Genomic DNA, 26,888 nt, shown 5'->3' on the forward strand with positions numbered 1-26,888 from the left:
TGCTACCAAACTATTAATATCTTAAGATATGAAAACAAGATCTAGTAGCAGTAATTCTTTATTAATATATAAAATCATGATTCTGATCCTATTATGGGGCAATTTTTCTAGCTGTCAAAATAATTGTGCAAAGAAAATTGAGCTCATAGATCAACTATTGTCTAAGCTAAATTCAGAACAACAATTCAATGGCGGTTTTATGATTGGAAATAAAGATAGTATCCTATTTGCAAAAGTGTATGGGTATGCCAATATAGAAACAAAACAGCCATTAGATATAACAAATTCATTTGGCATTGCATCAGTAAACAAATCTTTGACAGCAACTTTAATTATGCGAATGGTCGAGTTAGAATATTTTACAACAGAGAGTAAACTAGTTGAGTTTTTCCCAGAACTTCCTTACAAGGAAATTACTATAGATCATCTTCTAACCCATACATCTGGGATTCCATTTTACTATGATAATTTGGTAAAGAAATATTGGAATATGTCCAATAAGATGACAAATGAGGACCTTTTTAAATTGTACGAACAGTATACGCCAAAACAAGAATTTCCTGCAGGAGAAAAGTTTTCATATTCTAATGCTGGATACATGTTTTTGGCAGGAATCGCTGAAAGAGCTTCTAAAAAAACATATGATACGCTTTTAAAAGAACTAATATTCGAACCTTCGGGGATGAAAGAAACAAGACGATTAGTTCATATAAAAGACGAATCTAACCTTGCGAAAGCACATGCATTATCTGTTGAAAAAAGCAGCTATGTTCCTTTAGATAGTCATGAAGATTACCAAAAATATCTTGACTTTTATTTTAGAAATAGAAAAGGAGCCGGAGGTCTCAATTCTACACTTGAAGATCTTTGGAAGTTTAGTAGAGCACTTCAAACGGAAGAGATTATAAAGAATGAAACCTTCGAAAAGATGCTTACACCTGGACAACTAAAAACTGGAAAACGACATATGTATGCCAAAGGATGGCAGTTAGAACCTAAGAATGGTAAAAAGATCATAGGTCATAGAGGTGGTTCTGAAGGAGAAAATTGCTTTTTTAGGATTGCTCTTGATGACGATTACACCTATTTTTTAATATCCAATACAAAGACACCTTATCTAAGCATAATCAATAACCAGATAAAGAATATTTTACAAGGTGAGCCTGTAGAAAAAGTTAAAATATCGGGAGTAGAAAGATTGTCTTTACTATTTGCAAAGAATGATTTTCAGTATGTTTCTGCCAAAGCCAGAGAAATGAGGTTGCAAAAAAATGATTACTATTTTACATTAAGTGAGTTCAATGCAGTTTCATGGAATTACTGGTTAAAAGAAGATTTTGAAAATGCATTGAATTTCTTAAAATTAGCCACAATTGCAATGCCATATAACGCAGGCACATGGGAAGTATTGGCTGAGGCTTATATGGAATTAGGTAAAAACGAACAGGCAATTAAGCATTATAAAATAACCATTAACAAGTTAAATTCAGATCCAACTAAAAAAGGGAAGAAGTGGGTTAATGAATGGATCGTTGAAATAAACGATAAAATTAAAATGATGCAGAAAGATTAAATATTTATAAGACATGATACATAATATGTATTAAAATTTTCTAATTTCTTTTTCTACATTGTTTTTTGTTAAATTTTATTCGGAAAAAACAAACCCCTTTAAAATCAATTGATTAAAAGGGGCTTTGCGGAGAAAGAGGGATTCGAACCCCCGGAGGTGTGACCCTCAACAGTTTTCAAGACTGCCGCATTCGACCACTCTGCCATTTCTCCAAAAGTGTCTCATTAGGTATTCCCTAAATGCGGATGCAAATATAGAACCCTTTTTTAATTCTTTCAAATAAAACCTCATATTTTTAAAAGAATTTATGCAATTATTGATTTAATTAATAATAGGAATACTTATGAAAGATTTTCAAAATGTAACTTTGCAAAGTTAATTATATAATGACATGAATATTATAGATCATTTAAAATGGCGTTACGCTACTAAAAAGTTTGATAGTTCAAAACAACTCTCTGACGATAAAATGCAAATTATTAAGCAAGCGTTTAATTTAACAGCTACCTCGTTTGGGTTGCAAACTATAAGTCTCGTCATTATTGCTGATAAGGAAAAACGTGCCTCATTGGTTAAGCATTCGTATTATCAAAACCAAGTGCTTGAGGCATCACACTTGTTGGTTATTTGTATTCAAGATGATATTAAAGATACAGATGTTGATGCACTTTTTAACACAGTTGCAGATGTTAGAAATACACCAGAAACTATTCTTCAACCATATCGAACAGACCTAAAGAACATGATGCAAAAAATGACAAAGACAGAACGTCAAGAATGGTCAACGAAACAGGCTTATATAGCATTAGGGAACCTTATGACGGTTTGTGCTGTTGAAGGGATTGATGCATGCCCAATGGAAGGTTTTGTTTCTCAAAAATATGATGAATTACTTCAGCTAAAAGATAGAAATCTAAAGTCAGTATTATTACTCCCAATAGGATATAGAGCAGATGATGATATGTTTGCTTCATTTAAAAAAGTAAGAAAGACTATTAACGAGTCTGTAATAAATTTATAATTACTACAATTCTTTTTTGACTGCCTATACTAATATGCTATATTTGTTTAAACAGTGATAAAAAGATATAATGAAAAAGTTAATACTACTAGTCTTACTTGTGTTTAGTATACACGTTTCAGCACAAATAGAAAACAACAATTGGTTAACTGATAGTAAAGTAGCACTTGATGCTTCTAACAATCAGAATAAACCTATATTAGTATTTGTTACTAACAATGACTCTGGCACAACATATGATTTACTAAATTCTGAGTTATTTAATGCTAAGGAGTTCAAAAACCTTTCATCTAAAATTGTCCTTTTAAAACTTGATGTATCTAATACTGATCAATATAATAAGCGTTTAGCTGCACATTATATTAAACATAAACAAGTTCCTGCGCTTGCGCTCTTGGATTCAAATGGTAATACTATAGGAAATGCGTTGATTAATGTTAATTCAGAATCGATAGCGACATTCATGTCTTTTATTAGCACTAAATTATAGAGTAAAACTATGCCTGGATTTGAGTTGTTTGGTGATTTAGAGCGTAAAGAAGTCAATGATGTATTAGATAATGGTGTTTTGATGCGCTATGGTTTTGATGGTATGCGTAATGGGCATTGGAAAGCCAAAACTCTTGAAAAAGAATTAGAAAATACATTTAAAACAAATCATGTACAACTGGTATCAAGCGGTACTGCAGCAGTATCTGTAGCGTTGGCATCTGCAGGAGTTGGAGCAGGAGATGAGGTCATCATGCCTACGTTTACCTTTGTAGCGAGTTTTGAAGCGATCCTAATGCTTGGAGCAATCCCTGTTTTAGTAGATATTGATGATACATTAACCTTAGATCCAAAGGCAGTTGAAGTAGCTATCACCTCCAAAACCAAAGCAGTTATGGTTGTGCAAATGTGCGGTAGTATGGCCAATATGAATGCACTTCAAACGATTTGCGAGACACATGATTTACTTTTTATTGAAGATGCATGCCAAGCAATAGGAGGAACATACAATAACAAGCCCTTAGGTAGTATTGCTGATTTAGGTTGTTTTTCTTTCGATTTTGTTAAAACAATAACCTGTGGCGAGGGAGGCGCAGTAATAACAAATAATTCTGAATATTACAAAAACGCAGATCATTACAGTGATCATGGTCATGATCACGTAGGCAATGATAGAGGTGCTGAAAATCATCCGTTTTTAGGATATAATTTTAGAATCTCAGAACTGCATGCTGCTGTTGGTTTAGCACAAGTAAAGCGCTTACCTGAATTTATTGCAATTCAAAAAAGAAACTATAACATACTTAGAGATGCTATTTCTGAAATTCCGAGCGTAATATTTAGAAAAGTTCCAGAAGGAGGTGAAGAGAGTTATGCTTTTCTGAATTTTTTTCTGCCTGACTTAGAAATAGCACGCATGGTGTCAAAATCGTTTAAAGAGAATGGTATTGATGCTTGTTTTCATTACTATGATAATAATTGGCATTATGTTCGTAAATGGGAGCACTTGAAAACCCAAAAATCATTATATCCCATTTCAGCTGAAGTTAGAAAAGGCCTAGAATACTTAAATACAAAAACATTTAAGCAATCTGATCATTTTATTGGCAGAAACCTATCGTGTTTAATAAAGTTGTCATGGTCTAAAGAAGAAGTAAGACAAAGAGCTGTAACTATGGCCAAATGCATAAAAATGGCTATAAATAATAGTTGATTATTTTTGAATGAGAAGTAGTGCTAAAAAAATAGATGCTAGTTTAGCATCAGGAATGTACCTCGTCAAGCTTTATGCTAATGTACCTTTGGTTATAAAAAAAATTATTGACTAATAACTTACAGTATCAACAATTTCAAGACCATAACCAATCATTCCAACTCGAGGTTTTTGTTCGCTATTGGTCATGAGTTTGAGCTTAGAAATATTAAGGTCATGCAGTATTTGTGCGCCTATTCCGAAATCTTTAGCATCCATTGGTATTTGAGGTGCTTTAACAATTTTATTAGGAACTTGGGCTGTTTTTAAAATGTCTAACCTATTCAGTAAATTGGTTGATTTTGGCTGTTGATTGATAAAGATAATTGCACCTTTTTCGGCATTGTTCACTACTTTGAACATATCATCTAGTTTCTTATCAGCATTATTGGTTAAAGTGCCTAGAATATCATTATTAACTAATGTAGAATTTATTCGAGTTAGTACAGCATCATCTATTGTCCAAGAGCCTTTAGTTAGTGCAATATGAACTTGGTCGTTAGTCGTTTGCTTGTAGGCACGTAAACGAAATGCCCCGAAACGCGTTTCTATTTCAAAATCTTCTTTTTTTTCAATCAACGAATCGTGTTCCATTCTATAGGCAACAAGATCTTCAATTGAAACAATTTTTAAATCGAATTTTTTTGCAACATCGATGAGTTGAGGCAGTCTTGCCATAGAACCATCTTCATTCATAATCTCAACAATTACACCTGCTGGATTCAAACCAGCTAATCTAGCAAAGTCTATAGCAGCTTCAGTATGACCTGTACGCCTTAAAACACCACCTTCTTTAGCGACCAATGGAAAAATATGACCTGGTCTAGCTAGATCAAAAGGCTTGGTGTTTTTATTTATTAACGCATGAATTGTTTTTGCTCTATCACTTGCAGAAATTCCTGTGGTAACACCATTTCCTCTTAAGTCAACAGAGACTGTAAATGCAGTTTCCATTGGATCGGTATTATTGTTTACCATCATGTGTAAGTCTAAATCCTTACAGCGTTTTTCTGTTAATGGTGTGCAGATTAACCCACGACCATGTTTGGCCATAAAGTTTACCATTTCAGGAGTAACAGCTTCTGCTGCAGCCATGAAATCACCTTCGTTTTCTCTGTTCTCATCATCAACTACAATGATTACCTTGCCTTGTTTTATGTCTTGAATTGCTTCTTCAATAGAATTCAATTTAATTACTGGAGTTTGCTGTTTGGTTTTAGTAATCATTTTAAAACATTTATTTAATGCAAAGATATAGCTTATTCTTTTGTGTAAGAAACCGCGTCATTTATTTTATTTATAGTTGTATAATGAAATAACGGATAAATGATAAAGGTGATAACTTGCGAAAGTATTTGGTATTTAAAAAGAAGCAATTTTTTTAAAGTAATAGTGTTTATATAGGTTTTAATTACATAAAACAGGTAAAGTATTAGCGAAATAACGCTTAGCTCTAGTGCTGGTAAAGCAATTTCAATTAGTTCATTGTTTTTAAGAATGAAATATGAAATGAATAGTCCCAATGCTAATATGTAGAATAACATTGACATATTTGAATTGAACTTTAAATTTGAATAGTTATTAGTAATCTTATCTAATTCAGTTTTATTTAAATTCAATTCACTTTTATTTACTTTGACTGTCTTTTTTGCAGAACTTAAGTTTAAGTCTTTATTGATTTGTTTGATTTGAAAGAAGTAGACTAAAAAGTATATGGGAATTCCAAAAATCACTATGATTATAGCATGTAAAATATTGTTCTTACCTAAATTCTTATATAGATTCGTGAAATCTAAAAATGCTTTAATAAATGAAAATAAGAACAAAATACCAATGGCATTTCCAGCAAAAAATAGAATATTGCCAATAGTTCCAAATTCGTTGTTTCTTAAAATAGCTCCCGAAAGTGTAAGTACTAATGTTATAAAGTATAATATAAAAGCCAATTTAGAGTTTTCAACATAAAGTTTCTTTAAACGTAAGGTTTCTTCAAATTTATAATCTGCTAAGTTTCCGGAAAACTTTAATTCCTGTTCAGTTATTCCTCTAGATTTTAGAATTGATAAAGATGTGTTTTTATGAGCTACCGTATAGTTATAACGTCTGTAATTCTTTAATACATCTATTAAATCACTATTGTCATAATTATTAAGCATTTGGTACATGTCAGAATCTATGGGTAATAGTGAATGATCGACTTGTTCTTCTTTCTTTATACCAAACAATTTCTTTAGCGGTTCAAATACCCCATCGGTTTCAAATAGACCTCTATCTTTTGTTGCTCTTTTTGTTAAATAAACACTTAACGGAAGCATGATCAACGTAGACAACCAAGTTGCAAGTACTGGGTTTAAAGTTCCATCTAAAGAGCTATTTTTTGCAAAAATACCTATGAAGTGATATGTTAAAAACAGTAGTATCGCAATTACTAGAGGTAAACCAATACCTCCTTTTCTAATTAATGCGCCTAATGGTGCTCCTACAAAAAATAAAATGATGCATGCAAATGCTAATACATACTTTTCGTGTAAAGAAATCACATGTTTACTTAGCCATTTAGTCGCTCCTGCAAAATTCTTTTTATTTGCAGTTAAAATTTGCATACTACTCGACGTTGTGTTTTTAGCCAAACCTAGTAACTGCACTTTAGTTTTGTTATTAAATAAACTCAGTATATTCCCATTAAAAATAGAATCTTTTTGAGGTTCAATATTTTCACTTAATATAGCAAATGAGGTTCGGTTATATAATGTTTTTGAAAAATCTTTATAGCTTTCAGACTTCTTAACATACAAACTGTCTATGGTGTAATTAAGACTACTAACATTTAACATGTTATAACGATTGTCATAGCTTTTGTCATCAATGTCTACGTCATTAAGTCCTTCTAAATCTACATTAATAGTATATTCTTCGAAATAGCTTTTAGCATGTGGCTTTTTTATTCGCTTCTTAGGATCTTTACTGAATATCTCTTCATAGTAATGCCCTTCATACAATACTAGTTGAAGAATGTTTGAATTTTCGTTACTTTTTAGTTCACCAGTTTCTGAGATGATAACTGTAGTATTTCCTGAGCGTTTCATCCCCTTTTTATGGATTACAACATTTTTAAGGAATTCGCCTTTTTCTCCACTTTTTTCTTCTACTTTAATATTGTATTCGCCAATATCGTTAAATTGACCTTCAGCTATTGCCATTGCTGGCTGTACCTTTGCAATATTCTTCCTTAAATTGTAAAAATTATAATTAGCCCACGGGATGACGTTATTTGAAAAAATGAACGTGGTTAAGCTTAGCAAAACAATAAAAATACTTAGCCCTCGCATAGCGCGTTGTAATGAGATTCCAGTAGATTTCATCGCTGCAAACTCATAGTTTTCAGCAAACTGACCAAATACCATTATGGAAGCAAGTAAAATGGTTAATGGTAAAATAAGAGGAATAAGTGTAGGAGTTACATAAAGCAAAAACTTAAGAATGACGTTTAATGCTAAGTCTTTTCCAGCTAATTCACTTATGTATAGCCAAATAGATTGCAAAACAAAAATGAGCATGAGTATTACAAACACGCTCAAAAAAGTTTTTAAGTAGGTCTTTAATATGTACCTATCTAGTATTTTCATCTATGATGGTTGAACCTTAGTCGAGTCTATTAATGTAATAGCCTTCATACTTACTCTCGTCAAAAGTAAACAAGGTTTTTGAAATCGGCTCGTTAGTTTTAAAAGAATTAACAGTTAAAGTGGTTTTGGTTCCATTTTTACCAATTTCTATAAGGTTGTATATATGTTTGGTTTTTGCATCAATACCTAATAATACTTGCTTGATCTCTGAATTTGTATCAATTGGATTTAATTTTATATATTGAATTTTTCTTCCCATGACATCTTGGATAATATCCATTTCATAACTATAACCTTCTTTATAAAAAGAAAGCATTTGGCTAGGAGTGATGGTATTTTCATCTTCAGTATTATTTGAAGAAATGGTCACTTCTTCATCTTCTGGACTTATGGTGTACAACGTCTTTCCATCAAAAATACGTGTAACACCTAAAATATTAAGAAGATATTTATCACCTTCCATAATCACATTACCACGTGTTTCTTGATTGATGTTTTCAGCAGAATTGTTAAGTGCATATTTGAAATCTATAGAAATATTCTCATAGGCTTTCGCTTTGCTATAAACATCATTCAATAGGGCTTCAGCTTTTTCAGCACTTTGTGCAAATCCGAATGTGCTCATTATAAATGTGCAAACTATAAGTATCTGTTTCATCATCGTTCTTTTATATTTTTAATATATGTTTATGTATTATTCATTTGCTAATAATTCATCAAGAGCTACTAAATCTGGAACTAATACCTGTCTGGCTTTACTGCCTTCAAAACCACCAACTATACCTGCAGCTTCTAATTGATCAATTAATCGACCAGCTCTATTGTATCCTAACTTTAATTTTCGTTGTAATAAAGATGCTGATCCTTGTTGTGCTGTAACAATAATTTCTGCAGCTTCTCTAAATAACTTATCTCTATCTTCAATGTTATTATCAAGACTTGTGCCACTTTCTTCACCCACGTATTCTGGCAATAAATATGCATTAGGATAGGCCTTTTGTGCACCGATAAATTCAGTTATTTTTTCTACTTCAGGTGTATCTACAAATGCACATTGAATTCTGATAATATCATTACCTTGTGTATATAACATGTCGCCTCGACCAATAAGTTGGTCAGCACCAGAACCGTCTAAAATAGTTCGAGAATCAATTTTAGAAGTTACTCTAAAGGCAATACGTGCTGGGAAATTAGCTTTTATAATACCAGTAATTACATTTACTGAAGGACGTTGAGTGGCAATTATTAAATGAATACCTATAGCTCGAGCCAGCTGCGCTAAACGTGCAATAGGCGTTTCTACTTCTTTACCAGCAGTCATTATTAAATCGGCAAACTCATCAACAACCAAAACGATGTAAGGTAAAAATTGATGACCATCGTTAGGGTTTAATTTTCTAGCCTTAAATTTTGCATTGTATTCTTTAATATTACGACACATTGCATTTTTTAGCATTTCGTAACGGTTATCCATTTCTATACAAAGAGAGTTCAATGTATTGATAACCTTGGTGTTATCTGTAATAATAGCATCTTCGCTATCTGGAAGTTTAGCTAGATAATGGCGTTCTATTTTATTAAAAAGTGTAAGTTCAACTTTTTTAGGATCAACTAGTACAAACTTTACTTCAGCTGGATGTTTCTTATAAAGTAAAGAAGTTAATACTGCATTTAAGCCAACAGATTTACCTTGACCTGTTGCTCCAGCCATTAATAGGTGAGGCATTTTGGCTAAATCTACAACCATGGTTTCATTGCTAATGGTTTTTCCAAAGGCAATAGGAAGTTCCATTTCAGATTTTTGAAACTTTTGGGATGCAATAACCGATCGCATGGATACAATAGTAGCATTCTTATTTGGAACCTCAATACCAATAGTTCCTTTTCCTGGGATAGGTGCAATGATACGTATTCCTAATGCTGAAAGTGATAATGCAATATCATCTTCAAGATTTTTAATTTTAGAAATTCGAACTCCAGCTTCAGGTACGATCTCGTATAATGTTACTGTTGGTCCAATAGTTGCTTTTATACTGGCGATACCTATTTTATAGTTGTTTAGTGTTTCAACGATTCGGTTCTTATTTTCTTCTAGCTCTTCTTGGTTAATCGTAATACCTTCTGTATTATATTTTTTAAGTAGGTCTAATGGTGGAAATTCAAATTTACTAAGTTCCAGTGTAGGGTCAAATTGACCAAAATCTTCCACTAACTTATTAGAGAGATTGTCTGTTTCTGATTCCTCTTCGGCAGCAGCTTCTATTTCAATATCTATTTCTGATTCGGGCTCAGGTATTTTTAATTCAATTTTTTGAAGTTCTTCTTTTATTTTGGGCTCTGGATGTTTTACGATTGTAGCTTCAGGCCCTTCAGTACTTAGTTCAAATGCAGATTTAATAGCCTCAGCTTCGGCGGTTAAATCGTTGTCTAATGGAATATTAATATCTTGTTCATTATTATCTATTTCAGATTTAAAATCACTTTTAGCTTTTTTGAAAAGAGAAACAAATGTTTGTCCAGTGACCTTAAATCTAATTGCAAGATACACGATGAGCACAAATACAAGTATCAATGCCGTTCCAATTTTACCTACATAATCTTGAAAAAGGCTGTTTACCTCATAACCAATAGTTCCACCTAAAGCATCATACTTATGTGTGAAAAAACCAAAAAATACAGAAAACCATATGATGATTAACGTTCCCCAGATCCAATGTTTTCTCAGTCTAGTCTTATTGATATCTAAGGTGATATATATGCCTGATAGGAAAAGTAATCCTGAAACTATAAATGATGAAATGCCAAACCCTTTTCTTATGAATAAGTCACTAATCCAAGCTCCAAGTTTGTTGAGCCAATTATCTGCTTTGACCTCTCTAGACGATAATTCGGTAAGTGTGCTTTGGTCTGCTTGTCCATTAAAGAAAAAAGACAAAAACGCAATAAACATTAAAATACCAGTAATGATTAATAAACTACCAAAGATCAATTTTTGCTGACTTGATAATTTAAAACTTGGTTTTTTAAGTTTAGGCGTGATTTTAGCTTTGCTTTTAGTCTTAGTTTTCTTCTTCGCCATCAAAGGTTGCTTAGTATAAAACAAAAATACAAATTACTAACGTTTATCCTAACTTAAAAAGTATTTAAAGCATTATAAAATTGATCCTTTTTTAAAAAGCTATATCAGCTTAGGAATGTATATCACCATAGCTGCAATTGTTGCAGCTACTGCAGCAATAAATACAGCACCTGCAGCAATATCTTTAATACGTCCTATGCTATCATGCCTATCAGGATGTATAAAATCTGATATGTACTCTATAGCTGTATTAACGCCTTCTAAACTCATGACTAATCCTATAAATACAATTTGAAATAACCATTCGGTTTTAGAAATTTCAAAGTAGAATCCTGCAATAGTAACTATTATAGCAATAAAGACTTGAATTTTTATGCTTGATTCAGTTTTGATTAAGAAAAGTGCGCCTTTAAATGCATAGCCTACACTTTTTAATCGGTTTACTAGAAAAGATTCTTTTTTCTGCATTTTGTAAGCTCCTTTAAGGTAGCTATTAGTATAATCACTTACTTTAGAGCTTTTAAAGCTGCTTCGTAATTAGGTTCATCAGCAATTTCTGGAACTTGTTCTGTGTATAATACCTTTCCTTTGCTATCTATAATGATAACACATCTTGATAGTAAGGTGTCAAATGCACCATCGACAAAATTTAAGCCATATGCTTCACCAAAGCTGCCATCTTTATAATCGGATAGACTAACCACATTATCTAGACCTTCAGCACCACAGAAACGAGCCATAGCAAAAGGAAGGTCTTTTGAAATACAAAGTACTTTAGTGTTTTCTAAGTTACTAGCTTCTTTATTGAAAGCTCTAATAGATTGAGCACAAGTGCCAGTGTCAACACTTGGGAATACATTCAGTACCAAATGGTGCCCTGAGTAATCATTATTAGTTTTTGTTGATAAATCGGTTGCTGTCAATTTAAAATCTGGAGCTATTGATCCAATTTCTGGGAGTGATCCAGAGGTGTGTACAGTATCACCACCTAATGTAACTGTTGCCATGTGTTATCGTTTTTTATGAATGTTAAAATTAAGTATTATTTAAATCTAAAACACCTAGCTACTATAATATTTTGCAATAGTTTAACAGTTGAATTTTATAAGCTATCAAAAAGGTTAGAAAGTGCCTACGATACCTATTTGATTTGCACCAAATCTTAAGTTCCATGACATTTGTTTTTCTTTTTTTGGATAGTCATAGGCTTTTTCTTCGAATAAAAATTTATCAATACTATCTACTACTATGATGCTTAAAGCTGCACTAAAAGCAATATCTGTAATCCAATGTGCATCATCAATTAATCTAGAAATAGGAGGAATGGCACCAATAGAGTAGATGCCAATTTTCACCCAAGTATTATCAAATTGTTTGGCTATGGCATGCGCCATTGTAATAGACAAAGCAGTATGGCCAGAAGGGAAAGAATGGTATCTAGCTTTACTAGAAAAAGGCTCAAAATCTAAATGATCTAGATTAGAACCAGGCCTAGCTCTTCCAAATGCAGTTTTACTGAAGGTTTGAATTAGACCAGTGGTTATTGAAGACGAGATAATAAGTACACTTGTTTTTCTTATTTTTTCATTTTTTGTTAGTAGTCCAAAACCATACAGTCCTGCATTAGCCATAAAATAGTTTTGCGGACTTCCAAAATACCATCCAAAATCTCGTATGACCTTTGGGAAATCATCTTTTTGATTTTGAAAAAAATCTCGAGTAGAATTATCAGCTATACTTAAAACCGCTGTGCCACCAAAAAGAATGCCTAGTTTGGCAAAATCATCTCCTTTCCAATGCAGAGGTCTTGTGAAAGAATGACCTACACCTTTTAAAGTGTATTTTATATCATGTTTTGCAAGCGTCCAAACTGAAGTTGTATCCTTAGATTTGGAAACAATTGAAGATTGTGCAATTGTTGTGTGAACACAAAAGCATAATAGTGTGAGTGTAATTAAAATTTTAATTTTCAAAAGCATTTATTTTTTGAAGTCGTGTCATTTCAACGCCTAAAAATAAGAAATATTTAAGTCTTGGTGTGCTGTCATTTTTAAGTTAGCATAATAAAATTCAAAACTATATTTGGTAACGATGAAAACATCTCAAATTTAGATTTTAATATTATGAGTATTATAATTTTAACATGTCTTTTTTATTAAATCCATAAAACTTGTTTTTAAGGTATTTTTTTTAAATATTTTTCTATTACTGTTTTTTACATTTGAAATAAATAATAATGATTATGGGTAAAAAACTAAACTTTATTGTATTGTCAACCTTGGTTGTTTTAGTGCTATTGTTTGGCACTGAATATCAAATTTTAAGTAATAGTGATCAAATAGATACTGGAGATACAGCATGGATGATCATAGCAACTGCATTAGTATTCATAATGACACCTGGTCTTGCCTTCTTCTATGGTGGAATGGTTAATAAAAAAAGTATCATATCTACCATGCTTCAAAGTTTTGTGGCTTTGGGAGTTATAAGTATACTATGGGTTATTGTAGGATTTAGTTTAGCGTTTGGAGATAGTATGTATGGTATTATAGGTAATCCTACGACTTATTTTTGTTTTAAAGATGTAGTAGTATCTCCAAATACTGATTTTGCACCAACGATACCATTTTTACTCTTTGCCTTATTTCAGCTTAAGTTTGCTATAATTACTCCAGCATTAATAACAGGAAGTTTTGCTGAACGCATAAGATTTAGAAGTTACATTTTTTTTATGGTACTGTTTTCTATTTTTATTTATTCACCTTTAGCACATATGACATGGCATCCTGATGGCCTTCTAAGAAATTGGGATGTGTTGGATTTTGCAGGAGGAACAGTAGTGCATATGTCTGCAGGAATGGCTGCATTAGCGGGAGCTATGTATTTAGGTAAGCGAAGAGTTGAAATTGAAAAGCCAGCTAACATCCCTTTTGTGATATTAGGAACTGGATTGCTGTGGTTTGGGTGGTTTGGGTTTAATTCTGGGTCAGCCTTAGGTGCAAACACTGATGCAGTGATTGCATTTGCTAATACTAATATAGCATCAGCCACAAGTATGATTACTTGGTTATTTTTTGAGCGCTATTTTAATAGAAAGATGTCATCACTCGGCGCATGTATTGGAGCTATTGTTGGTTTAGTGGCCATAACACCAGCTGCAGGTTTTGTATCGATAGGGCAGAGTGTTTTTATTGGCTTTATTGCGGCAATTGTAAGCAATTTAGCCATCCAGCTTAATAAGAAATCTAAGATTGATGACACACTAGAGGTATTCCCAAGCCATGGAGTAGGAGGTATCGTTGGAATGATACTAACAGGAGTGCTTGCAAAAGACGTAGGTTTGGTTTATGGTGCGTATACAACATTTACACATCATTTGATCGCTTTAGTAGTTGTTGCGTTATTTACGTTTTTTGGAAGTTTGTTGTTATTGAAAATAGTAGACACAGCTTTGCCATTGCGTGTTCGAACAGATCAAGAAATTAGAGGTCTTGATATTTCACAGCATGGCGAAAATATTGATTGAAAAATAATAATGAATTTATCTTAGTTCTGCACCTAATTGTTTCTCAAAATTTGCCTGAAGCTTATTCATTATCTTGTCTATCTGTTTATCAGTAAGTGTTTTTTTATCATCCTGAATAGTAAAGCTTACAGCATAGCTTTTTTTTCCTTTTGGAAGGTTCTTGCCTTGATATACATCAAACAAGTCTACATCTTTAAGCAATTGTTTCTCAGTGTGCATTGCAACTTTATCAATGTCTTCAAATGTAACTCCTTCATCTATTAACAATGCAAAATCACGACGCACTTCAGGATATTTTGGAATATCTTTAAATTTAATATCATTATGCATTACCAAATCTATCACATTATCCCAATTAAAATCTGCATATAAAACTTCTTGCGATATACCAAAATGCTTCAATATCTTTTTGTTAATGATTCCAAAGTCAACTAGTATCGTCTTACCATGTGATAAACTAATTCCTTCACTAAATACATCATTCTTCATTGGAGACACCTTGTATTTCAAAATGCCTACGCGCTCCAAAGTGCTATTGACAATTCCTTTTAGGTAAAAGAAATCACTTTTTTGAATAGGAGCATTCCAACGTAAGGTGTTTTTGTTTCCAGTTAAAAATAATGATAGACGTTTGTGCTCTTCGTGGCTGTCACCATAATTATGGTAAGTTTTTCCAAACTCATACAATTTTAAACTATCACGTTTCCTATTGATGTTATAGCTTGCAGCCTCTAAGCCAGAAAATAATAGACTTTGGCGCATAACACTCAAATCATTGCTCAATGGATTTAACATTTCTACATTGTGAGCTTCTTTGAGTTGTTCGCTTAGAGAAATATATTTTGGTGACGTAAGCGAATTGGAAAGAATTTCAAAGAAACCTTGAGCTGCTAATTGATTGCCTATAATATTTTGAAGTTTATAATCTTCAAACCTTGAGGTATTAGAAATGGATGCGTTTAATTTTTCCGTGGTATTAATGTTATTATAGCCATACACACGTAAAATTTCTTCAATCACATCTGCTTCACGCTGAACATCGTTTCTGTAAGCAGGAACAGTAAGACCAAGACCAGTTTCAGTAACATTATTTACTTTTATGTCTAGTGAAGTTAAAATACTTTTAATAGTTTCTTTTGGTATTTCTTCACCTATCAATTTCTTAGCATTATCAAAACTTAACCGAACTTGAAAGTCTTCAATTTTATTAGGATAGAAATCCATCAAATCACTTGTAATGTCACCACCAGCAATTTCTTGGATTAATAAAGCAGTTCGCTTTAATGCATATTCAGTAATGTTTGGGTCAATACCTCGTTCAAATCTAAAAGAAGCATCTGTATTTAAACCATGACGTTTAGCAGTTTTACGAATACTCACAGGATTAAAATAAGCGCTTTCTAAAAAGATATTTGTTGTGCTTTCAGTTACACCAGAATGTACTCCGCCAAAAACTCCAGCGATACACATTGGTTTTTCACCATCGCAAATCATCAGATCTTCCTCGTGTAATTCACGCTCAATTTCATCAAGCGTAATAAACTTTGTGCCTTTAGGTAATGTTTTGACTACCACTTTATTCCCAGATATTTTTGCAGCATCAAATGCATGAAGTGGTTGTCCTAGGTCATGGAGCACATAATTAGTGATATCTACTATATTGTTTTTTGGTGTTAAACCAATCGCTTTTAATCGGTTTTGGAGCCAAGTAGGAGAATCTTCAACCTTTACACCAGAAATAGTAACACCACAATAACGAGGTGCTAGTGCTTTATCTTTAACATCGATATCAATCTTTAATGTTCTATTCTCAACATGAAACGCACTTACTGATGGTGTAATTAATTCTGTATTGATCTCTTTTTGAAGTAGGCCAGCTTTTAAGTCACGAGCCACTCCAAAATGGCTCATTGCATCGGCTCGATTTGGTGTTAAGCCAATTTCGATAACATGGTCATTTTCTATTTTAAACAGTTGAGAGGCTTCAGCACCAACTTTTACTTTAGAATCTAATATCATTATACCATCATGAGAAGTGCCTAGTCCTAATTCATCTTCGGCACAGATCATACCATGACTTTCTTCTCCTCTAATTTTCCCTTTTTTGATGATCCAAGCTTCTCCTTCTGAAGTATATAGAGTTGTGCCTATTGTTGCTACTGGAACTTTTTGTCCTTTTGCTACATTAGGAGCACCACATACAATTTGTAAGGGTTCTTCTTTTCCAATATTTACTGTGGTAACTTTTAATCGGTCAGCATTTGGATGTTGATCGCAGGTGAGTACTTCACCAACAACAATTCCTTTTAAGCCACCTTTCACGGACTCATATGCTTCGATGCCTTCAACTTCTAAACCTAGATCAGTTAGAAGTTCACCTGTTTGTTCTGCCGGCCAATCAATCTTTAAAAATTGCTGTAGCCAATTATATGAAATCTTCATCTTTGTACGTTAATCAATTGGCAAAGATAATAATACTAAATAGTTATATAAATTGATATTATGTTTTCTTTGTAAGAATTTTATATTTGTACTGACTATTAGTCCGTTAATTCCTCATTTATGAAAAAATCTCTTGTTTTTTTAATAAGCTTTTTCTTATTAATGTCTTGTCAATATGATGAACAAATTGCATTAGAAAAAGGTGTTTGGCGTGCCGAGTTGCAAGTTGCTAATGATGAGGTGCTTCCATTTAATTTTGAAGTTACTTCACGAGAAGCATTAAAGATATTCAATGCTGATGAAGTTATATTAGTTAATGATATTACCTATCTAAATGATACGGTTGTAATTAAAACACCAGTTTTCGAAGGGTATATTGAAGCAATTTTAAAAGATGGTACTTTGAAAGGTCATTTTATAAAAGAAAGTTTAGATCGTGTGGTTCCTTTTTCTGCTAATGCCAATGACGAAAACCGATTCATCGTTTTTGGAGATGGTGCTAATCAAGACATTTCAGGTAATTGGGAAGCCGTTTTTAGTCCTGATGTAGAAGAAGATAGATATATAGCTAAAGGCGTTTTTAAACAAAATGGTAATAAGGTCACAGGTACTTTTAGAACAACTACTGGCGATTACAGGTATTTAGAAGGCGCTATGTACGATAATAAAATCAAACTTTCAACATTTGATGGTGCTCATGCATTTCTGTTTACTGCCGAAGTAAAAGGCGATAATATGACTGGAACTTTCTATTCTGGAAATCATTGGAAAGAACCTTTCATAGCTAAGCGAAATGATGATTATGAGTTGCCAGATGCGAATAATTTAACATTTTTGAAGGATGGTTATAAAACCTTAGAATTTGCTTTTCCTGACGCTGGAGGGAATATAGTTTCTTTATCAGATGACCAATTTAAAGACAAAGTTGTTGTAGTGCAAGTCATGGGAAGCTGGTGTCCTAATTGTTTAGATGAAAGTAAGTATTATGCTGAATATTATAATACTCGTTCTAGTGACGATATTGAGTTTATAGCTTTGGCGTTTGAATATGCTAAAACCAAAGAAAAAGCTTTCAACAGTATCAAGCGTTTAAAAGATGATATTGGTATTAAATACCCAATACTGTTAGCGCAATATGGTACATCTAGCAAGCAAAAGGCACAAGAGAAATTACCTATGCTTAATCATGTGTTATCTTATCCTACGTCTATATTTATAGATAAACAAGGTGAAGTTCGCAAGATACATACAGGTTTTAACGGTCCTGCTACTGGAGATAAATTTACTGAGTTTAAAAATGAGTTCACAAGCTTCGTGGAAGGACTGTTAAACGAATAATAAGGTTTTACACAAACTACTATTTCCTATAAAATACATTTCCTTCATAAACAGCTGCAACTGTACCTTCTTCATTTGAAATAAAAAGAATATCTCTGCCTCGGCTATCTCTGAATTCAACACGAATAGAATCGTCGCTTGTTGACGGACTAGCAATTGCTGTTGAAATTCCTAAATTTGCCTTTAAAGTATTCTTATAAGTTTCTATATGTAAGGTGCCTATATAAGGATTCACATAATCGCCTTCATAATTTTTAAAATCATGCATCAAAGTCCATTGTCTTTTTGCTCGTTTTTCTTTATCCTTTGCAAAACCATTTTGAATTGATGTAACTCTATCTTTTACTTTATTGACATGATCAGAATAATCAGAGTCAATGTTAATGTTGCCTAAAAGTAAATTATAGGTGTATGACGCTAATAAGTTAGCTATATTATCGCCAAAATGATTTTCATTAACTAATATGACAATACCAATTTTTTCTTCAGGTAAAAATGAAAAATGAGAAAAATAACCATCAAAGCCGCCGAAATGATAAATAGCTTTGTGTGTTTCAAATTTTGCGTTATTCCAACCAAGACCGTAACCTGTATCATTAAATATGGTTCCTTTTCGTTCATATGCTGAAATGCTTGTCTGTGCTTTGTCTATAATCGTTTTTGGTATGATTTGTTTTCCGTTTATCTCGCCATTGTTCATGTGTAATAGAAGCCATTGTTGTGCGTCTTCAATAGACATCATCATTCCTCCAGCTGCTTGAAAAGTTTGATCATTCTTTCTTGTTGATGCAATTCTTGGTAACCTGTCTTGATTTATAGCGGTATAAGGTTGAGCGATATCCCAGTTTTCTTTTTTTGCTTTTGATAAATAAGCTGTAGTATGTGATAATTTCAATGGACTGAATATCTTTTTTTCTAGTAGATCTTTCCAATAATAACCATATTCTTCAGATAAGATCAAGTCTAAAAGGTTGTAACCAAAATTATCGTAGCGATATGATTTGTTGTTTTCTAGAGATCTCGTCTTATCTTCGAGAATTCGAATAAGATCATCTTTGGTATAATCACCAATACTAGCAAATTGCCATGTGTAATAATTATTGTAGATGCCACTTGTATGCGATAATAAATCTGTGATAGTAATATTCTGAAACAAAGAATTGTTCTTAAAATTTTTAATTGGTGCAAATTCTGTTATGGGTCTATCTAGGTCTAGTAGACCGTCATGCTCTAATTGTGCAGCGAGCAATCCAACAAAAGATTTTGTTACTGATGCAATGTAATATGAAGATTGAGTGGTAGCTTGTATTGAGTCTTCAAAATTTGAATATCCATAAGATTTAATAAAGAAAGGTTTATTATCTTTAATTACTGCTATTGACAAGCTAGGTATTTCTTTAAATTCTAAAAAATTTTTGCTTATAAAGTTATCAATGGCTTGAATTTGCTCATCTTGAGCCTGTACTATAGTGATGGCAAGTAATAATGCGATAAGTATCCCTTTTAATTTCATAATTACATTTTGATTAATGACTAAAACGCAATAAACAACATGTAATGTTTAAAATATTGAACAAATGAAACCTATTGAATCAATTTTTTGAAGTGTCTTGGTGTTAAATTTGTTTCGCTTTTAAAATTTCTGTTTAAATGGCTTTGATCACAATAGCCATTCTCTAATGCAACTTGAGCTAAAGGTGTTTCATTTTGAAACATAGTGGCCATTGAGCCGTTTACTCTTAAAGTCTTTAAGTACGATTTTATAGATTGTCCAAAGTGTTTTTTGAATATTTTGGTTAAATAAACAGGATGAACATTGAAAGCCTTAGCTAAATCTTTACTTTTAATGACTTCATTGTAGGATGTATCTAAAATTGTTTTTACTTCTCGAATCCATTGTGGTGGCTTATTTTGTTTAGTATGCGCTTTTTGATGTTTAAAATGACCTAGAAAACCATTTAGAGTTTCATAATATTCTTTTTCAGTTTTATTGAGTATCAGTGATTGAAGGAAATGGTTGCAGTTGCCACTGTTGATCCAGTTCCATTCAGTTAGCATATCAGGATGATGTATCTTATTGTGATTTTCTTCTTTTAAATAGATAGAAATGATAGCACAATCATTTGAAAATAAATTATTGTGAATTGTTTTGCGAGGTTTGATGACCATGTTTGCAATGCCTCCAATAGCAGTTTTGCTGTCTACGGTCTCATGAATAGATCCACTCAAAATCATACTTATTGCAGTTTCGTTATGATGATGTGGTTGCATTATCACGCCTTCTTTGTAAAGGGTTCTCGTAATATCAATAAATGGGTTTGAAAAAAAATACTTCCGATTGATTTCCATAAACGTCTGTTAATTGTATTGAATTCTCTTTTCTAAAAATACAATATTGTTGATACTTGGTAAGCTAATCTTAAAAAATAGTTAATTAACAGTAAATCGAAGCTTTTTAACGAAATGCTAACAACTGTTACTTTAAATCCTATCTAACTTGTGGTTAACAAACTAACAATCAATCACAATGAAAAATTACAATCCTATCAAATTTTTGATGTGCTTATGTCTATTAGTATCATTTAGCACAAATGCACAATTAAATGCACCACGAGGAAGCCAACAGGCTACGGTTTCTCAGCGCGTAGGTGTATCTGACGTAACCATTACTTACGCTAGACCAAGCGTAAATAATCGTGAAATATGGGGAAAACTTGTTCCTTATGGTATGAATAATTTTGGCTTTGGATCAGCTACTGCTGCACCATGGCGAGCTGGTGCTAATGAAAATACGATTATTACATTTTCTCACGATGCCACAGTAGAAGGAAAACCTATTGAGGCTGGAACTTACGGTTTGCACATAGAAGTAAAACCAGATAATAAAGCAACACTTATTTTATCGCATGATGCAGATGCTTGGGGTAGTTTCTTTTATGATGAGAGTAAAGATGCTTTACGAGCAGATATTACAACAAGAGTCGTGCCTCATCATGAATTATTAACTTTTGAATTCAATGAAGTTTCTGCTAATTCTACTACGGCTTCACTTGCTTGGGAGAAAAAAGCATTTCCGTTTTCTATTGCGTTTAACGTTACAGATATCGTGCTTAGTGATTTCAGGAGTAAATCAAAAGGTCAGACAGGTTTTCAGCGTCAAAATTGGGAACAAGCTGCAAATTATGCACTTAACAATGGAGGTGATTTGAATGAGGCTTTAGGTTGGGTTAACAATGCAATTTCTGGACAGTTTTACAGTCAGAAAACGTTTAATAATTTGGCTATCAAAGCGCAAATCCTCAATAAAATGGGAAATAAAGATGCGTTTGCTAGCACTACTGATGAAGCAGCTTCTTTAGCTAATGCAAATCAATTAAATGCCTTAGGGTATCAAATGCTAGGCATTAAAGACTACGATAGAGCGCTCACTTATTTTAAGAAAGCAGCTAAGTTAGATCCAGATAATCCTAATGTATATGATAGTTTAGGTGAGGCATATAAAACCATGGGTAATAAAAAAGAAGCTATAAAATTATTTAAAAAATCATTATCAATGAATCCACCAGCAAATGTTAAAGCTAACTCAGAGAAGCATTTAAAAGAGTTGGGAGCAATGTAATATGATTTTAAATTCATCAATCAATCAAACAGATCACATCAATTAAAAAACGTACAGTTATGTTTAAGCCTAATGATATAATTAGGCTTTTTTTGTAAATTTTTTTAACTAGAATTTAACGCAGCTAAACAGTAATAAATTTAAGTTTGTTATAAATCAAATTCATTTGTACTTCCAAAAACACATACCTAGTCCTTTGTTTTCAAGATATATAGATTGTTATTTTACAATGGATATGAGTCTAATAGATACGTGTGTCAAGGATCTAGTTATACCAGATGGAACTTTTGGTCTCATTTTTATAGAAAATGAAGAATCTATAGGAAGAAGTATGAGTACATCTACTTCGAGTTTACCATTGAAACAGGCTTCAATTTTTGGACAAAAGACACATGCAATCAATTATGAGATTAATTCAATAAACTCTCAAGCGTTCGGACTAAAAATCAAGCCTAGTGGTATTTCTTTATTTACCAAAGATACTTCTGCTTTGCAAAACGCCTACACAAGTATTGATACCTTAAGTGATGTAGAATTATTAGAAGTAGAATCTAAAATTCTTGAAGCAACTACTGTTTATGAAAAAATAAAACTTATAGAACTCTACATGTCAAGAAAGCTCAGCAGTATTGAATTAAATGATGATTTTAAGTTGATGGAATCAGTTATAAATTACATCTACTTGAAAAAGGGAAACATTAGGTTTGACCAGCTGGCAGTAGATTTTGGGTTAAATTATAAGAAAATGGAGCGTTTGTTTATGAAGTTTATTGGTTTAACACCTAAAGTGTACATCAGGATTATACGATTTAATGCCTGTATTTCTTCACGAATGATAAATCATTCTGACAGCTTAACACAATTAGCTTACGAGAATGGATTTTTTGATCAATCACATTTTATAAGAGAATTTAAGCAATTCACGTCGTTAACACCAAAACAATTCTTTGACAAGAATAGAAGTTATTCTGAAGTTGAAAATTTAAATATTATCAATAGTCGTTGGTGAGAGATTTGTAATGTCTAAAAATTACAATTTTCAAATTTTTACTTCATGTATGTTTGATTTTTAAATTGAAACTACATCTATAATGAAGCGATTATCACCACACTATTTATTTTTTCTACTGGTAACTATTTCTTGTAGTGCGCAAATTGAAGCACCAGAAACTTTAATCAAAGAAAACAATATAAAGGCACATATTAAAACATTAGCTTCTGATGATTTTTTAGGCAGAAAGCCTGGTACAAAAGGTGAGCAGAAAACCATACAGTATATCAAATCACAATTAGTGGCGTCAGATGTGCTTCCTGCAAATAATGGAAGTTATTTTCAAGAGTTTAAAATTCAAAAGGTAAAATTTTCCGAGAGTAGCCCAATGGTGATTCATTCAAAGAATAATAAACGAACTTACGCTTTTGAAAAAGATTTTTATGCAAAAACATCTTATAAGCTAAATCAAACGGTAGAAGTTAAAGCAGCAGAAATGGTATTTATTGGCTTTGGTATTGTTGCGCCAGAATATAATTGGAACGACTATAAAGACATAGATGTCAAAGGTAAGATAGTAGTTGTATTATTTAGTGACCCTGGCTATCACTCTAAAGACCCTGAACTTTTCAACGGAGAGCAGCCAACATATTACGCAGGAATACGTCATAAGAAGCGAGAAGCTGCAAAACATGGTGCAGCAGGATTAATTATGATTCATGATGATGCGATCAACTGGGATGCGGTAAAAGATGAGTCAGAGGCGCCTATCTTTATAGAGGGGCAGCCTCAATTAGCTTCAGATGGATTAAAATTTTCTGGACTAATTTCCAAAGCTTTAATGAATGACTTAATTACTGATTCTGATTATAAAATTGATTATGTGAAAAGTGCGCTAGCAAAAGATTTTTCTGCTTTGCCATTACAAAGCAAACTATCAATCTCTTTGAGTGCTACATACGAAGATTTAGTTAGTACAAATAATGTTGTAGGTATCGTGAAAGGAGCAAAGCGACCTGATGAATATGTTCTATATACAGCGCATTGGGATCATGTTGGTACTAGAGCTCCAAATATGGGTAAAGATTCAATTTTTAATGGTGCAATTGATAATGCTTCGGGTACCGCTATGCAACTAGAGGTAGCAAAAGCATTTTCTAAAATGAAAAAACGACCAGAACGGTCAGTGATTTTTCTGTTTACTTCTGCTGAAGAAATGGGTTTGTTGGGTGCTGAATACTATGCACATAATCCTTTATATCCTTTAAATAAAACGGCTTGTGTTATAAATGCTGATGCGAGTTTTGCGGTAGAGAAAATGCGAATGGTGATCAATGTAATTGAAAGTCATACAGAAATGGACGTGCTAGTAAATAAAGCAGCTTCAAAACTTGGCAGAGAAATTGTTAAAACTGAAGGAGAGGAGCTCCCAGGAAATGTATTTCAAAGGTCTGATCATTATCCGTTTGTTAAAAAGGGAGTTCCAGCGGTTTGGAATGTTGGAAATTTTGAGCCTTTAAATGGAGATAAAAAAGAGGAAGAGAAAATAGCAGCATATATGCAGCATTATCATCAAGTGACTGATGAGTATTATGAAGGGTTTAATGCTGCAAATATTACTTTTGATGCTCAGCTTAATCTACTCACAGGCATCGAAATTGCTAACTCTACTGAATGGCCAAACTGGAATGAAGGTTCAGCATACAAATCAATCCGAGATAAAAGTATTAATGACTCAAATTAAATTCTATACGCTATGTTCTTAATAGTTTTGTTGTCAGGATATATAATTCCAAATGTTCTTGTACTTGCCGAGTTGTCTATATGTGTTTAAGATGGTTTTGTGCTCTGGCTGTGCTAGTGAAGGGTCTTTATTCAAGATATGTTTCGCATAAAAACGAGCACTTTGCAAAATGTCTTTATCCTTAACGATATTAGCAATTTTGAGATTTAGTACACCGCTTTGCTGTGTTCCCATAATATCACCAGGACCACGAAGTTTTAAATCTACTTCAGCGATTTCAAAACCATCGCTTGTTCTAGTCATGGTCTCTAATCGTGTTTTACTGTCTTGAGATAATTTGTGTCCAGTCATTAGTATACAATAGCTTTGTTCTGCACCACGACCTACGCGCCCTCTTAGTTGATGTAATTGAGATAAACCAAAACGTTCAGCGCTTTCAATAATCATAACTGATGCATTTGGTACATTTACACCAACTTCTATTACAGTTGTAGCTACCATGATTTGTGTTTCGCCTTTTACAAAGCGTTGCATTTCATAATCTTTATCTTTTGGTTTCATTTTTCCATGAACAATAGAAATTTGATATTTTGGTTGTGGAAAATCTCTTACAATGCTTTCATAACCATCCATTAAATCTTTGTAATCTAATTTTTCACTTTCTTGAATTAAAGGATAGACAATATAGACTTGCCTGCCTTTGTCAATTTCGTCACGAATGAACCGCAATACTCTGAGTCTATTTTTATCATATCTATGTACAGTTTTTATGGCTTGTCTTCCTGGTGGTAACTCGTCAATAATTGAAATATCTAAATCGCCATAAACAGACATAGCTAACGTTCTTGGGATTGGAGTTGCAGTCATAACTAAAATGTGAGGAGGAGAAGTGTTTTTTTTCCATAATTTTGAACGTTGAGCAACTCCAAATCGGTGTTGTTCGTCAATTATTGCTAGCCCCAAATTTTTAAATTTCACCTTGTCTTCTAGTAATGCATGTGTACCAATTAATATCTGTAGCTTGCCATTTTCGAGAGATTCATGAATTTCTCTTCTTTCTAAAGTGTTACTTGAACCAGTAAGTATTTTTATACTGATATTTAAGCTTTTAGATAAATTAATTAATCCTTGATAGTGTTGGGCTGACAAAATTTCAGTTGGCGCCATTAAGCAAGCTTGAAATCCATTGTCAAGTGCCATCAACATTGACATGAAGGCGACTATTGTTTTTCCAGACCCAACATCTCCTTGCAATAGGCGATTCATTTGTGCATTACTACCTAGGTCTTGTCTAATTTCTTTAAGAACTCGTTTTTGCGCATTGGTTAAATTAAAGGGCAAATGACTTTTGTAAAAGCTATTGAAATAATGTCCTACAGTCTCAAAAGGAAATCCTTTTATTTTAGATTTATGAATAAGATTTTTTAAAATTAATTGAAGCTGAATGTAAAATAATTCTTCAAATTTCAGTCTAAATTCTGCACGTGTTAAGAGCTCTTGATTTTTTGGAAAATGTATGTTAAACAGTGCATCGCTTTTTGATATCAATTTGAGTTCAGAAATTAAATGATTAGGCAGTGTTTCTGTAAAACGGCCTTTGGTTTCTAAAAACAAGTTTTGCATAATTTTACTCATTACACGATTTGTAATGCCTTTATTAGCTAGTTTTTCTGTTGATGGATATACAGCTTGCATTGAAGAGCGTAAGTTCTGCTCGTGCGTTTTTAGCGGTTCAAGTTCGGGGTGTGGCATATTAAAAACGCCATTAAACCAATTTGTTTTACCAAAAATAACATAGGGTGTATTAAGTTTAATACTATCTCTAACCCATTTTTGACCACGAAACCAAACCAATTCTATACGACCAGTATCATCTTCGAAGGTCGCAACAAGACGCTTTCCTCTTTTCTGAGCTACATCTTTAAAGCCAGTAATTTTTCCAATTATTTGTACTTCAGCACTATTACGCTGTAATTGGTTGATTTTGTAATACGTGGTTCGGTCTATGTGTCGATTTGGAAAAAGATTAATTAGATCCTGATACGTTCGGATTTGTAACTCATTACGCAACAAATCAGCACGATTAGGGCCAACACCTTTAAGGTAGTCAATTGGAGTTTGAAGATTGATACTCATTAGTTCAAAATTATCACTTTTTTCTAATGTTTTTGAGTCAATTTTATTTTTT

General features: G+C 32.7%; 20 protein-coding genes and 1 tRNA gene. 9 read left to right on the top strand and 12 right to left on the bottom strand.

Features of this window, described 5'->3' with window-relative positions; translation table 11 throughout:
• The first annotated feature begins 28 nt into the window (after positions 1-28).
• Positions 29-1,573, top strand: coding sequence for a serine hydrolase (locus Q0876_RS14135; protein WP_299229006.1), 1,545 nt, complete (start codon positions 29-31; stop codon positions 1,571-1,573).
• Between the two features lie 127 nt (positions 1,574-1,700).
• Here Q0876_RS14135 and Q0876_RS14140 read toward each other — a convergent pair.
• Positions 1,701-1,785 (bottom strand) — tRNA-Ser (locus Q0876_RS14140).
• Positions 1,786-1,964: 179 nt separating this feature from the next.
• On the opposite strand from Q0876_RS14140, the gene Q0876_RS14145 reads away from it, so the two are divergent.
• The 3 genes from Q0876_RS14145 to Q0876_RS14155 all read left to right on the top strand — a co-directional run bounded on the left by Q0876_RS14145 (position 1,965) and on the right by Q0876_RS14155 (position 4,296).
• The gene (locus Q0876_RS14145) at positions 1,965-2,594 is read left to right on the top strand and encodes an NAD(P)H-dependent oxidoreductase (protein WP_299229009.1); all 630 of its coding nucleotides are present in this window, start codon (positions 1,965-1,967) and stop codon (positions 2,592-2,594) included.
• A gap of 70 nt (positions 2,595-2,664) precedes the next feature.
• The gene (locus tag Q0876_RS14150) at positions 2,665-3,084 is read left to right on the top strand and encodes a thioredoxin family protein (protein WP_299229012.1); all 420 of its coding nucleotides are present in this window, start codon (positions 2,665-2,667) and stop codon (positions 3,082-3,084) included.
• Between the two features lie 9 nt (positions 3,085-3,093).
• Positions 3,094-4,296: a DegT/DnrJ/EryC1/StrS aminotransferase family protein gene (locus Q0876_RS14155; RefSeq protein ID WP_299229015.1), complete on the top strand. Its 1,203-nt coding sequence runs from the start codon at positions 3,094-3,096 to the stop codon at positions 4,294-4,296.
• Positions 4,297-4,407: 111 nt separating this feature from the next.
• Here Q0876_RS14155 and ribB read toward each other — a convergent pair whose 3' ends face one another.
• The 7 genes from ribB to Q0876_RS14190 form a co-directional block, all read right to left on the bottom strand.
• Complete coding sequence (gene ribB, locus Q0876_RS14160) at positions 4,408-5,562, bottom strand: 3,4-dihydroxy-2-butanone-4-phosphate synthase (protein WP_299229018.1); 1,155 nt, start codon at positions 5,560-5,562, stop codon at positions 4,408-4,410.
• Positions 5,563-5,594: 32 nt separating this feature from the next.
• Positions 5,595-7,961, bottom strand: a complete 2,367-nt coding sequence (locus Q0876_RS15705; protein WP_367276657.1) for an LptF/LptG family permease — start codon at positions 7,959-7,961, stop codon at positions 5,595-5,597.
• A gap of 16 nt (positions 7,962-7,977) precedes the next feature.
• Positions 7,978-8,619, bottom strand: a complete 642-nt coding sequence (locus tag Q0876_RS14170; RefSeq protein WP_299229172.1) for an outer membrane lipoprotein carrier protein LolA — start codon at positions 8,617-8,619, stop codon at positions 7,978-7,980.
• Positions 8,620-8,655: 36 nt separating this feature from the next.
• Positions 8,656-11,040 carry a DNA translocase FtsK gene (locus Q0876_RS14175; RefSeq protein ID WP_299229021.1) on the bottom strand — a complete coding sequence of 795 codons (2,385 nt, stop codon included), beginning with the start codon at positions 11,038-11,040 and terminating at the stop codon, positions 8,656-8,658.
• Positions 11,041-11,139: 99 nt separating this feature from the next.
• Positions 11,140-11,508: a diacylglycerol kinase gene (locus Q0876_RS14180; RefSeq protein WP_299229023.1), complete on the bottom strand. Its 369-nt coding sequence runs from the start codon at positions 11,506-11,508 to the stop codon at positions 11,140-11,142.
• A 38-nt stretch (positions 11,509-11,546) separates the two neighbouring features.
• On the bottom strand, positions 11,547-12,047 hold the full coding sequence (tpx, locus tag Q0876_RS14185) for a thiol peroxidase (protein WP_299229024.1): 501 nt from the start codon (positions 12,045-12,047) through the stop codon (positions 11,547-11,549).
• Positions 12,048-12,161: 114 nt separating this feature from the next.
• A complete protein-coding gene (locus Q0876_RS14190) occupies positions 12,162-13,013 on the bottom strand; it encodes a phosphatase PAP2 family protein (protein ID WP_299229026.1) in 852 nt (283 codons plus the stop codon).
• A 269-nt stretch (positions 13,014-13,282) separates the two neighbouring features.
• On the opposite strand from Q0876_RS14190, the gene Q0876_RS14195 reads away from it, so the two are divergent.
• Positions 13,283-14,566 (top strand): ammonium transporter, encoded by a 1,284-nt coding sequence (locus Q0876_RS14195; protein WP_299229029.1) that lies wholly within the window; start codon positions 13,283-13,285, stop codon positions 14,564-14,566.
• Between the two features lie 15 nt (positions 14,567-14,581).
• On the opposite strand, the gene pheT is transcribed toward Q0876_RS14195, so the two are convergent.
• The gene (pheT, locus tag Q0876_RS14200) at positions 14,582-17,008 is read right to left on the bottom strand and encodes a phenylalanine--tRNA ligase subunit beta (protein WP_299229033.1); all 2,427 of its coding nucleotides are present in this window, start codon (positions 17,006-17,008) and stop codon (positions 14,582-14,584) included.
• Between the two features lie 120 nt (positions 17,009-17,128).
• Here pheT and Q0876_RS14205 point away from each other — a divergent pair, with 120 nt between their 5' ends.
• On the top strand, positions 17,129-18,346 hold the full coding sequence (locus Q0876_RS14205) for a TlpA disulfide reductase family protein (RefSeq protein ID WP_299229036.1): 1,218 nt from the start codon (positions 17,129-17,131) through the stop codon (positions 18,344-18,346).
• Between the two features lie 19 nt (positions 18,347-18,365).
• Here the strand turns inward: Q0876_RS14205 and Q0876_RS14210 are convergent, their stop codons facing one another.
• Positions 18,366-19,859 carry a serine hydrolase gene (locus tag Q0876_RS14210; protein ID WP_299229039.1) on the bottom strand — a complete coding sequence of 498 codons (1,494 nt, stop codon included), beginning with the start codon at positions 19,857-19,859 and terminating at the stop codon, positions 18,366-18,368.
• A 71-nt stretch (positions 19,860-19,930) separates the two neighbouring features.
• On the bottom strand, positions 19,931-20,695 hold the full coding sequence (locus Q0876_RS14215; protein WP_299229042.1) for an AraC family transcriptional regulator: 765 nt from the start codon (positions 20,693-20,695) through the stop codon (positions 19,931-19,933).
• Between the two features lie 178 nt (positions 20,696-20,873).
• On the opposite strand from Q0876_RS14215, the gene Q0876_RS14220 reads away from it, so the two are divergent.
• The 3 genes from Q0876_RS14220 to Q0876_RS14230 all read left to right on the top strand — a co-directional run bounded on the left by Q0876_RS14220 (position 20,874) and on the right by Q0876_RS14230 (position 24,700).
• Positions 20,874-21,965 (top strand): DUF2911 domain-containing protein, encoded by a 1,092-nt coding sequence (locus tag Q0876_RS14220; protein WP_299229045.1) that lies wholly within the window; start codon positions 20,874-20,876, stop codon positions 21,963-21,965.
• 166 nt (positions 21,966-22,131) lie between these two features.
• Positions 22,132-22,974: a helix-turn-helix domain-containing protein gene (locus Q0876_RS14225; RefSeq protein ID WP_367276659.1), complete on the top strand. Its 843-nt coding sequence runs from the start codon at positions 22,132-22,134 to the stop codon at positions 22,972-22,974.
• Between the two features lie 82 nt (positions 22,975-23,056).
• Positions 23,057-24,700, top strand: a complete 1,644-nt coding sequence (locus tag Q0876_RS14230) for a M20/M25/M40 family metallo-hydrolase (protein WP_299229050.1) — start codon at positions 23,057-23,059, stop codon at positions 24,698-24,700.
• 33 nt (positions 24,701-24,733) lie between these two features.
• Here Q0876_RS14230 and recG read toward each other — a convergent pair whose 3' ends face one another.
• A complete protein-coding gene (recG, locus tag Q0876_RS14235; RefSeq protein WP_299229175.1) occupies positions 24,734-26,878 on the bottom strand; it encodes an ATP-dependent DNA helicase RecG in 2,145 nt (714 codons plus the stop codon).
• Positions 26,879-26,888: the final 10 nt, after the last annotated feature.

The sequence above is a fragment of the uncultured Psychroserpens sp. genome (assembly GCF_947503375.1).
In the GTDB taxonomy this organism is placed as follows: domain Bacteria; phylum Bacteroidota; class Bacteroidia; order Flavobacteriales; family Flavobacteriaceae; genus Psychroserpens.

What these genes read in the sequence shown, in the direction of transcription:
- Q0876_RS14135 (WP_299229006.1), top strand. Translation starts at nt 29, where the DNA reads ATGAAAACAAGATCTAGTAGCAGTAATTCTTTATTAATATATAAAATC.
- Q0876_RS14145 (WP_299229009.1), top strand. Translation starts at nt 1,965, where the DNA reads ATGAATATTATAGATCATTTAAAATGGCGTTACGCTACTAAAAAGTTT.
- Q0876_RS14150 (WP_299229012.1), top strand. Translation starts at nt 2,665, where the DNA reads ATGAAAAAGTTAATACTACTAGTCTTACTTGTGTTTAGTATACACGTT.
- Q0876_RS14155 (WP_299229015.1), top strand. Translation starts at nt 3,094, where the DNA reads ATGCCTGGATTTGAGTTGTTTGGTGATTTAGAGCGTAAAGAAGTCAAT.
- ribB (WP_299229018.1), bottom strand. Translation starts at nt 5,562, where the DNA reads ATGATTACTAAAACCAAACAGCAAACTCCAGTAATTAAATTGAATTCT.
- Q0876_RS15705 (WP_367276657.1), bottom strand. Translation starts at nt 7,961, where the DNA reads ATGAAAATACTAGATAGGTACATATTAAAGACCTACTTAAAAACTTTT.
- Q0876_RS14170 (WP_299229172.1), bottom strand. Translation starts at nt 8,619, where the DNA reads ATGAAACAGATACTTATAGTTTGCACATTTATAATGAGCACATTCGGA.
- Q0876_RS14175 (WP_299229021.1), bottom strand. Translation starts at nt 11,040, where the DNA reads ATGGCGAAGAAGAAAACTAAGACTAAAAGCAAAGCTAAAATCACGCCT.
- Q0876_RS14180 (WP_299229023.1), bottom strand. Translation starts at nt 11,508, where the DNA reads ATGCAGAAAAAAGAATCTTTTCTAGTAAACCGATTAAAAAGTGTAGGC.
- tpx (WP_299229024.1), bottom strand. Translation starts at nt 12,047, where the DNA reads ATGGCAACAGTTACATTAGGTGGTGATACTGTACACACCTCTGGATCA.
- Q0876_RS14195 (WP_299229029.1), top strand. Translation starts at nt 13,283, where the DNA reads ATGGGTAAAAAACTAAACTTTATTGTATTGTCAACCTTGGTTGTTTTA.
- pheT (WP_299229033.1), bottom strand. Translation starts at nt 17,008, where the DNA reads ATGAAGATTTCATATAATTGGCTACAGCAATTTTTAAAGATTGATTGG.
- Q0876_RS14205 (WP_299229036.1), top strand. Translation starts at nt 17,129, where the DNA reads ATGAAAAAATCTCTTGTTTTTTTAATAAGCTTTTTCTTATTAATGTCT.
- Q0876_RS14210 (WP_299229039.1), bottom strand. Translation starts at nt 19,859, where the DNA reads ATGAAATTAAAAGGGATACTTATCGCATTATTACTTGCCATCACTATA.
- Q0876_RS14215 (WP_299229042.1), bottom strand. Translation starts at nt 20,695, where the DNA reads ATGGAAATCAATCGGAAGTATTTTTTTTCAAACCCATTTATTGATATT.
- Q0876_RS14220 (WP_299229045.1), top strand. Translation starts at nt 20,874, where the DNA reads ATGAAAAATTACAATCCTATCAAATTTTTGATGTGCTTATGTCTATTA.
- Q0876_RS14230 (WP_299229050.1), top strand. Translation starts at nt 23,057, where the DNA reads ATGAAGCGATTATCACCACACTATTTATTTTTTCTACTGGTAACTATT.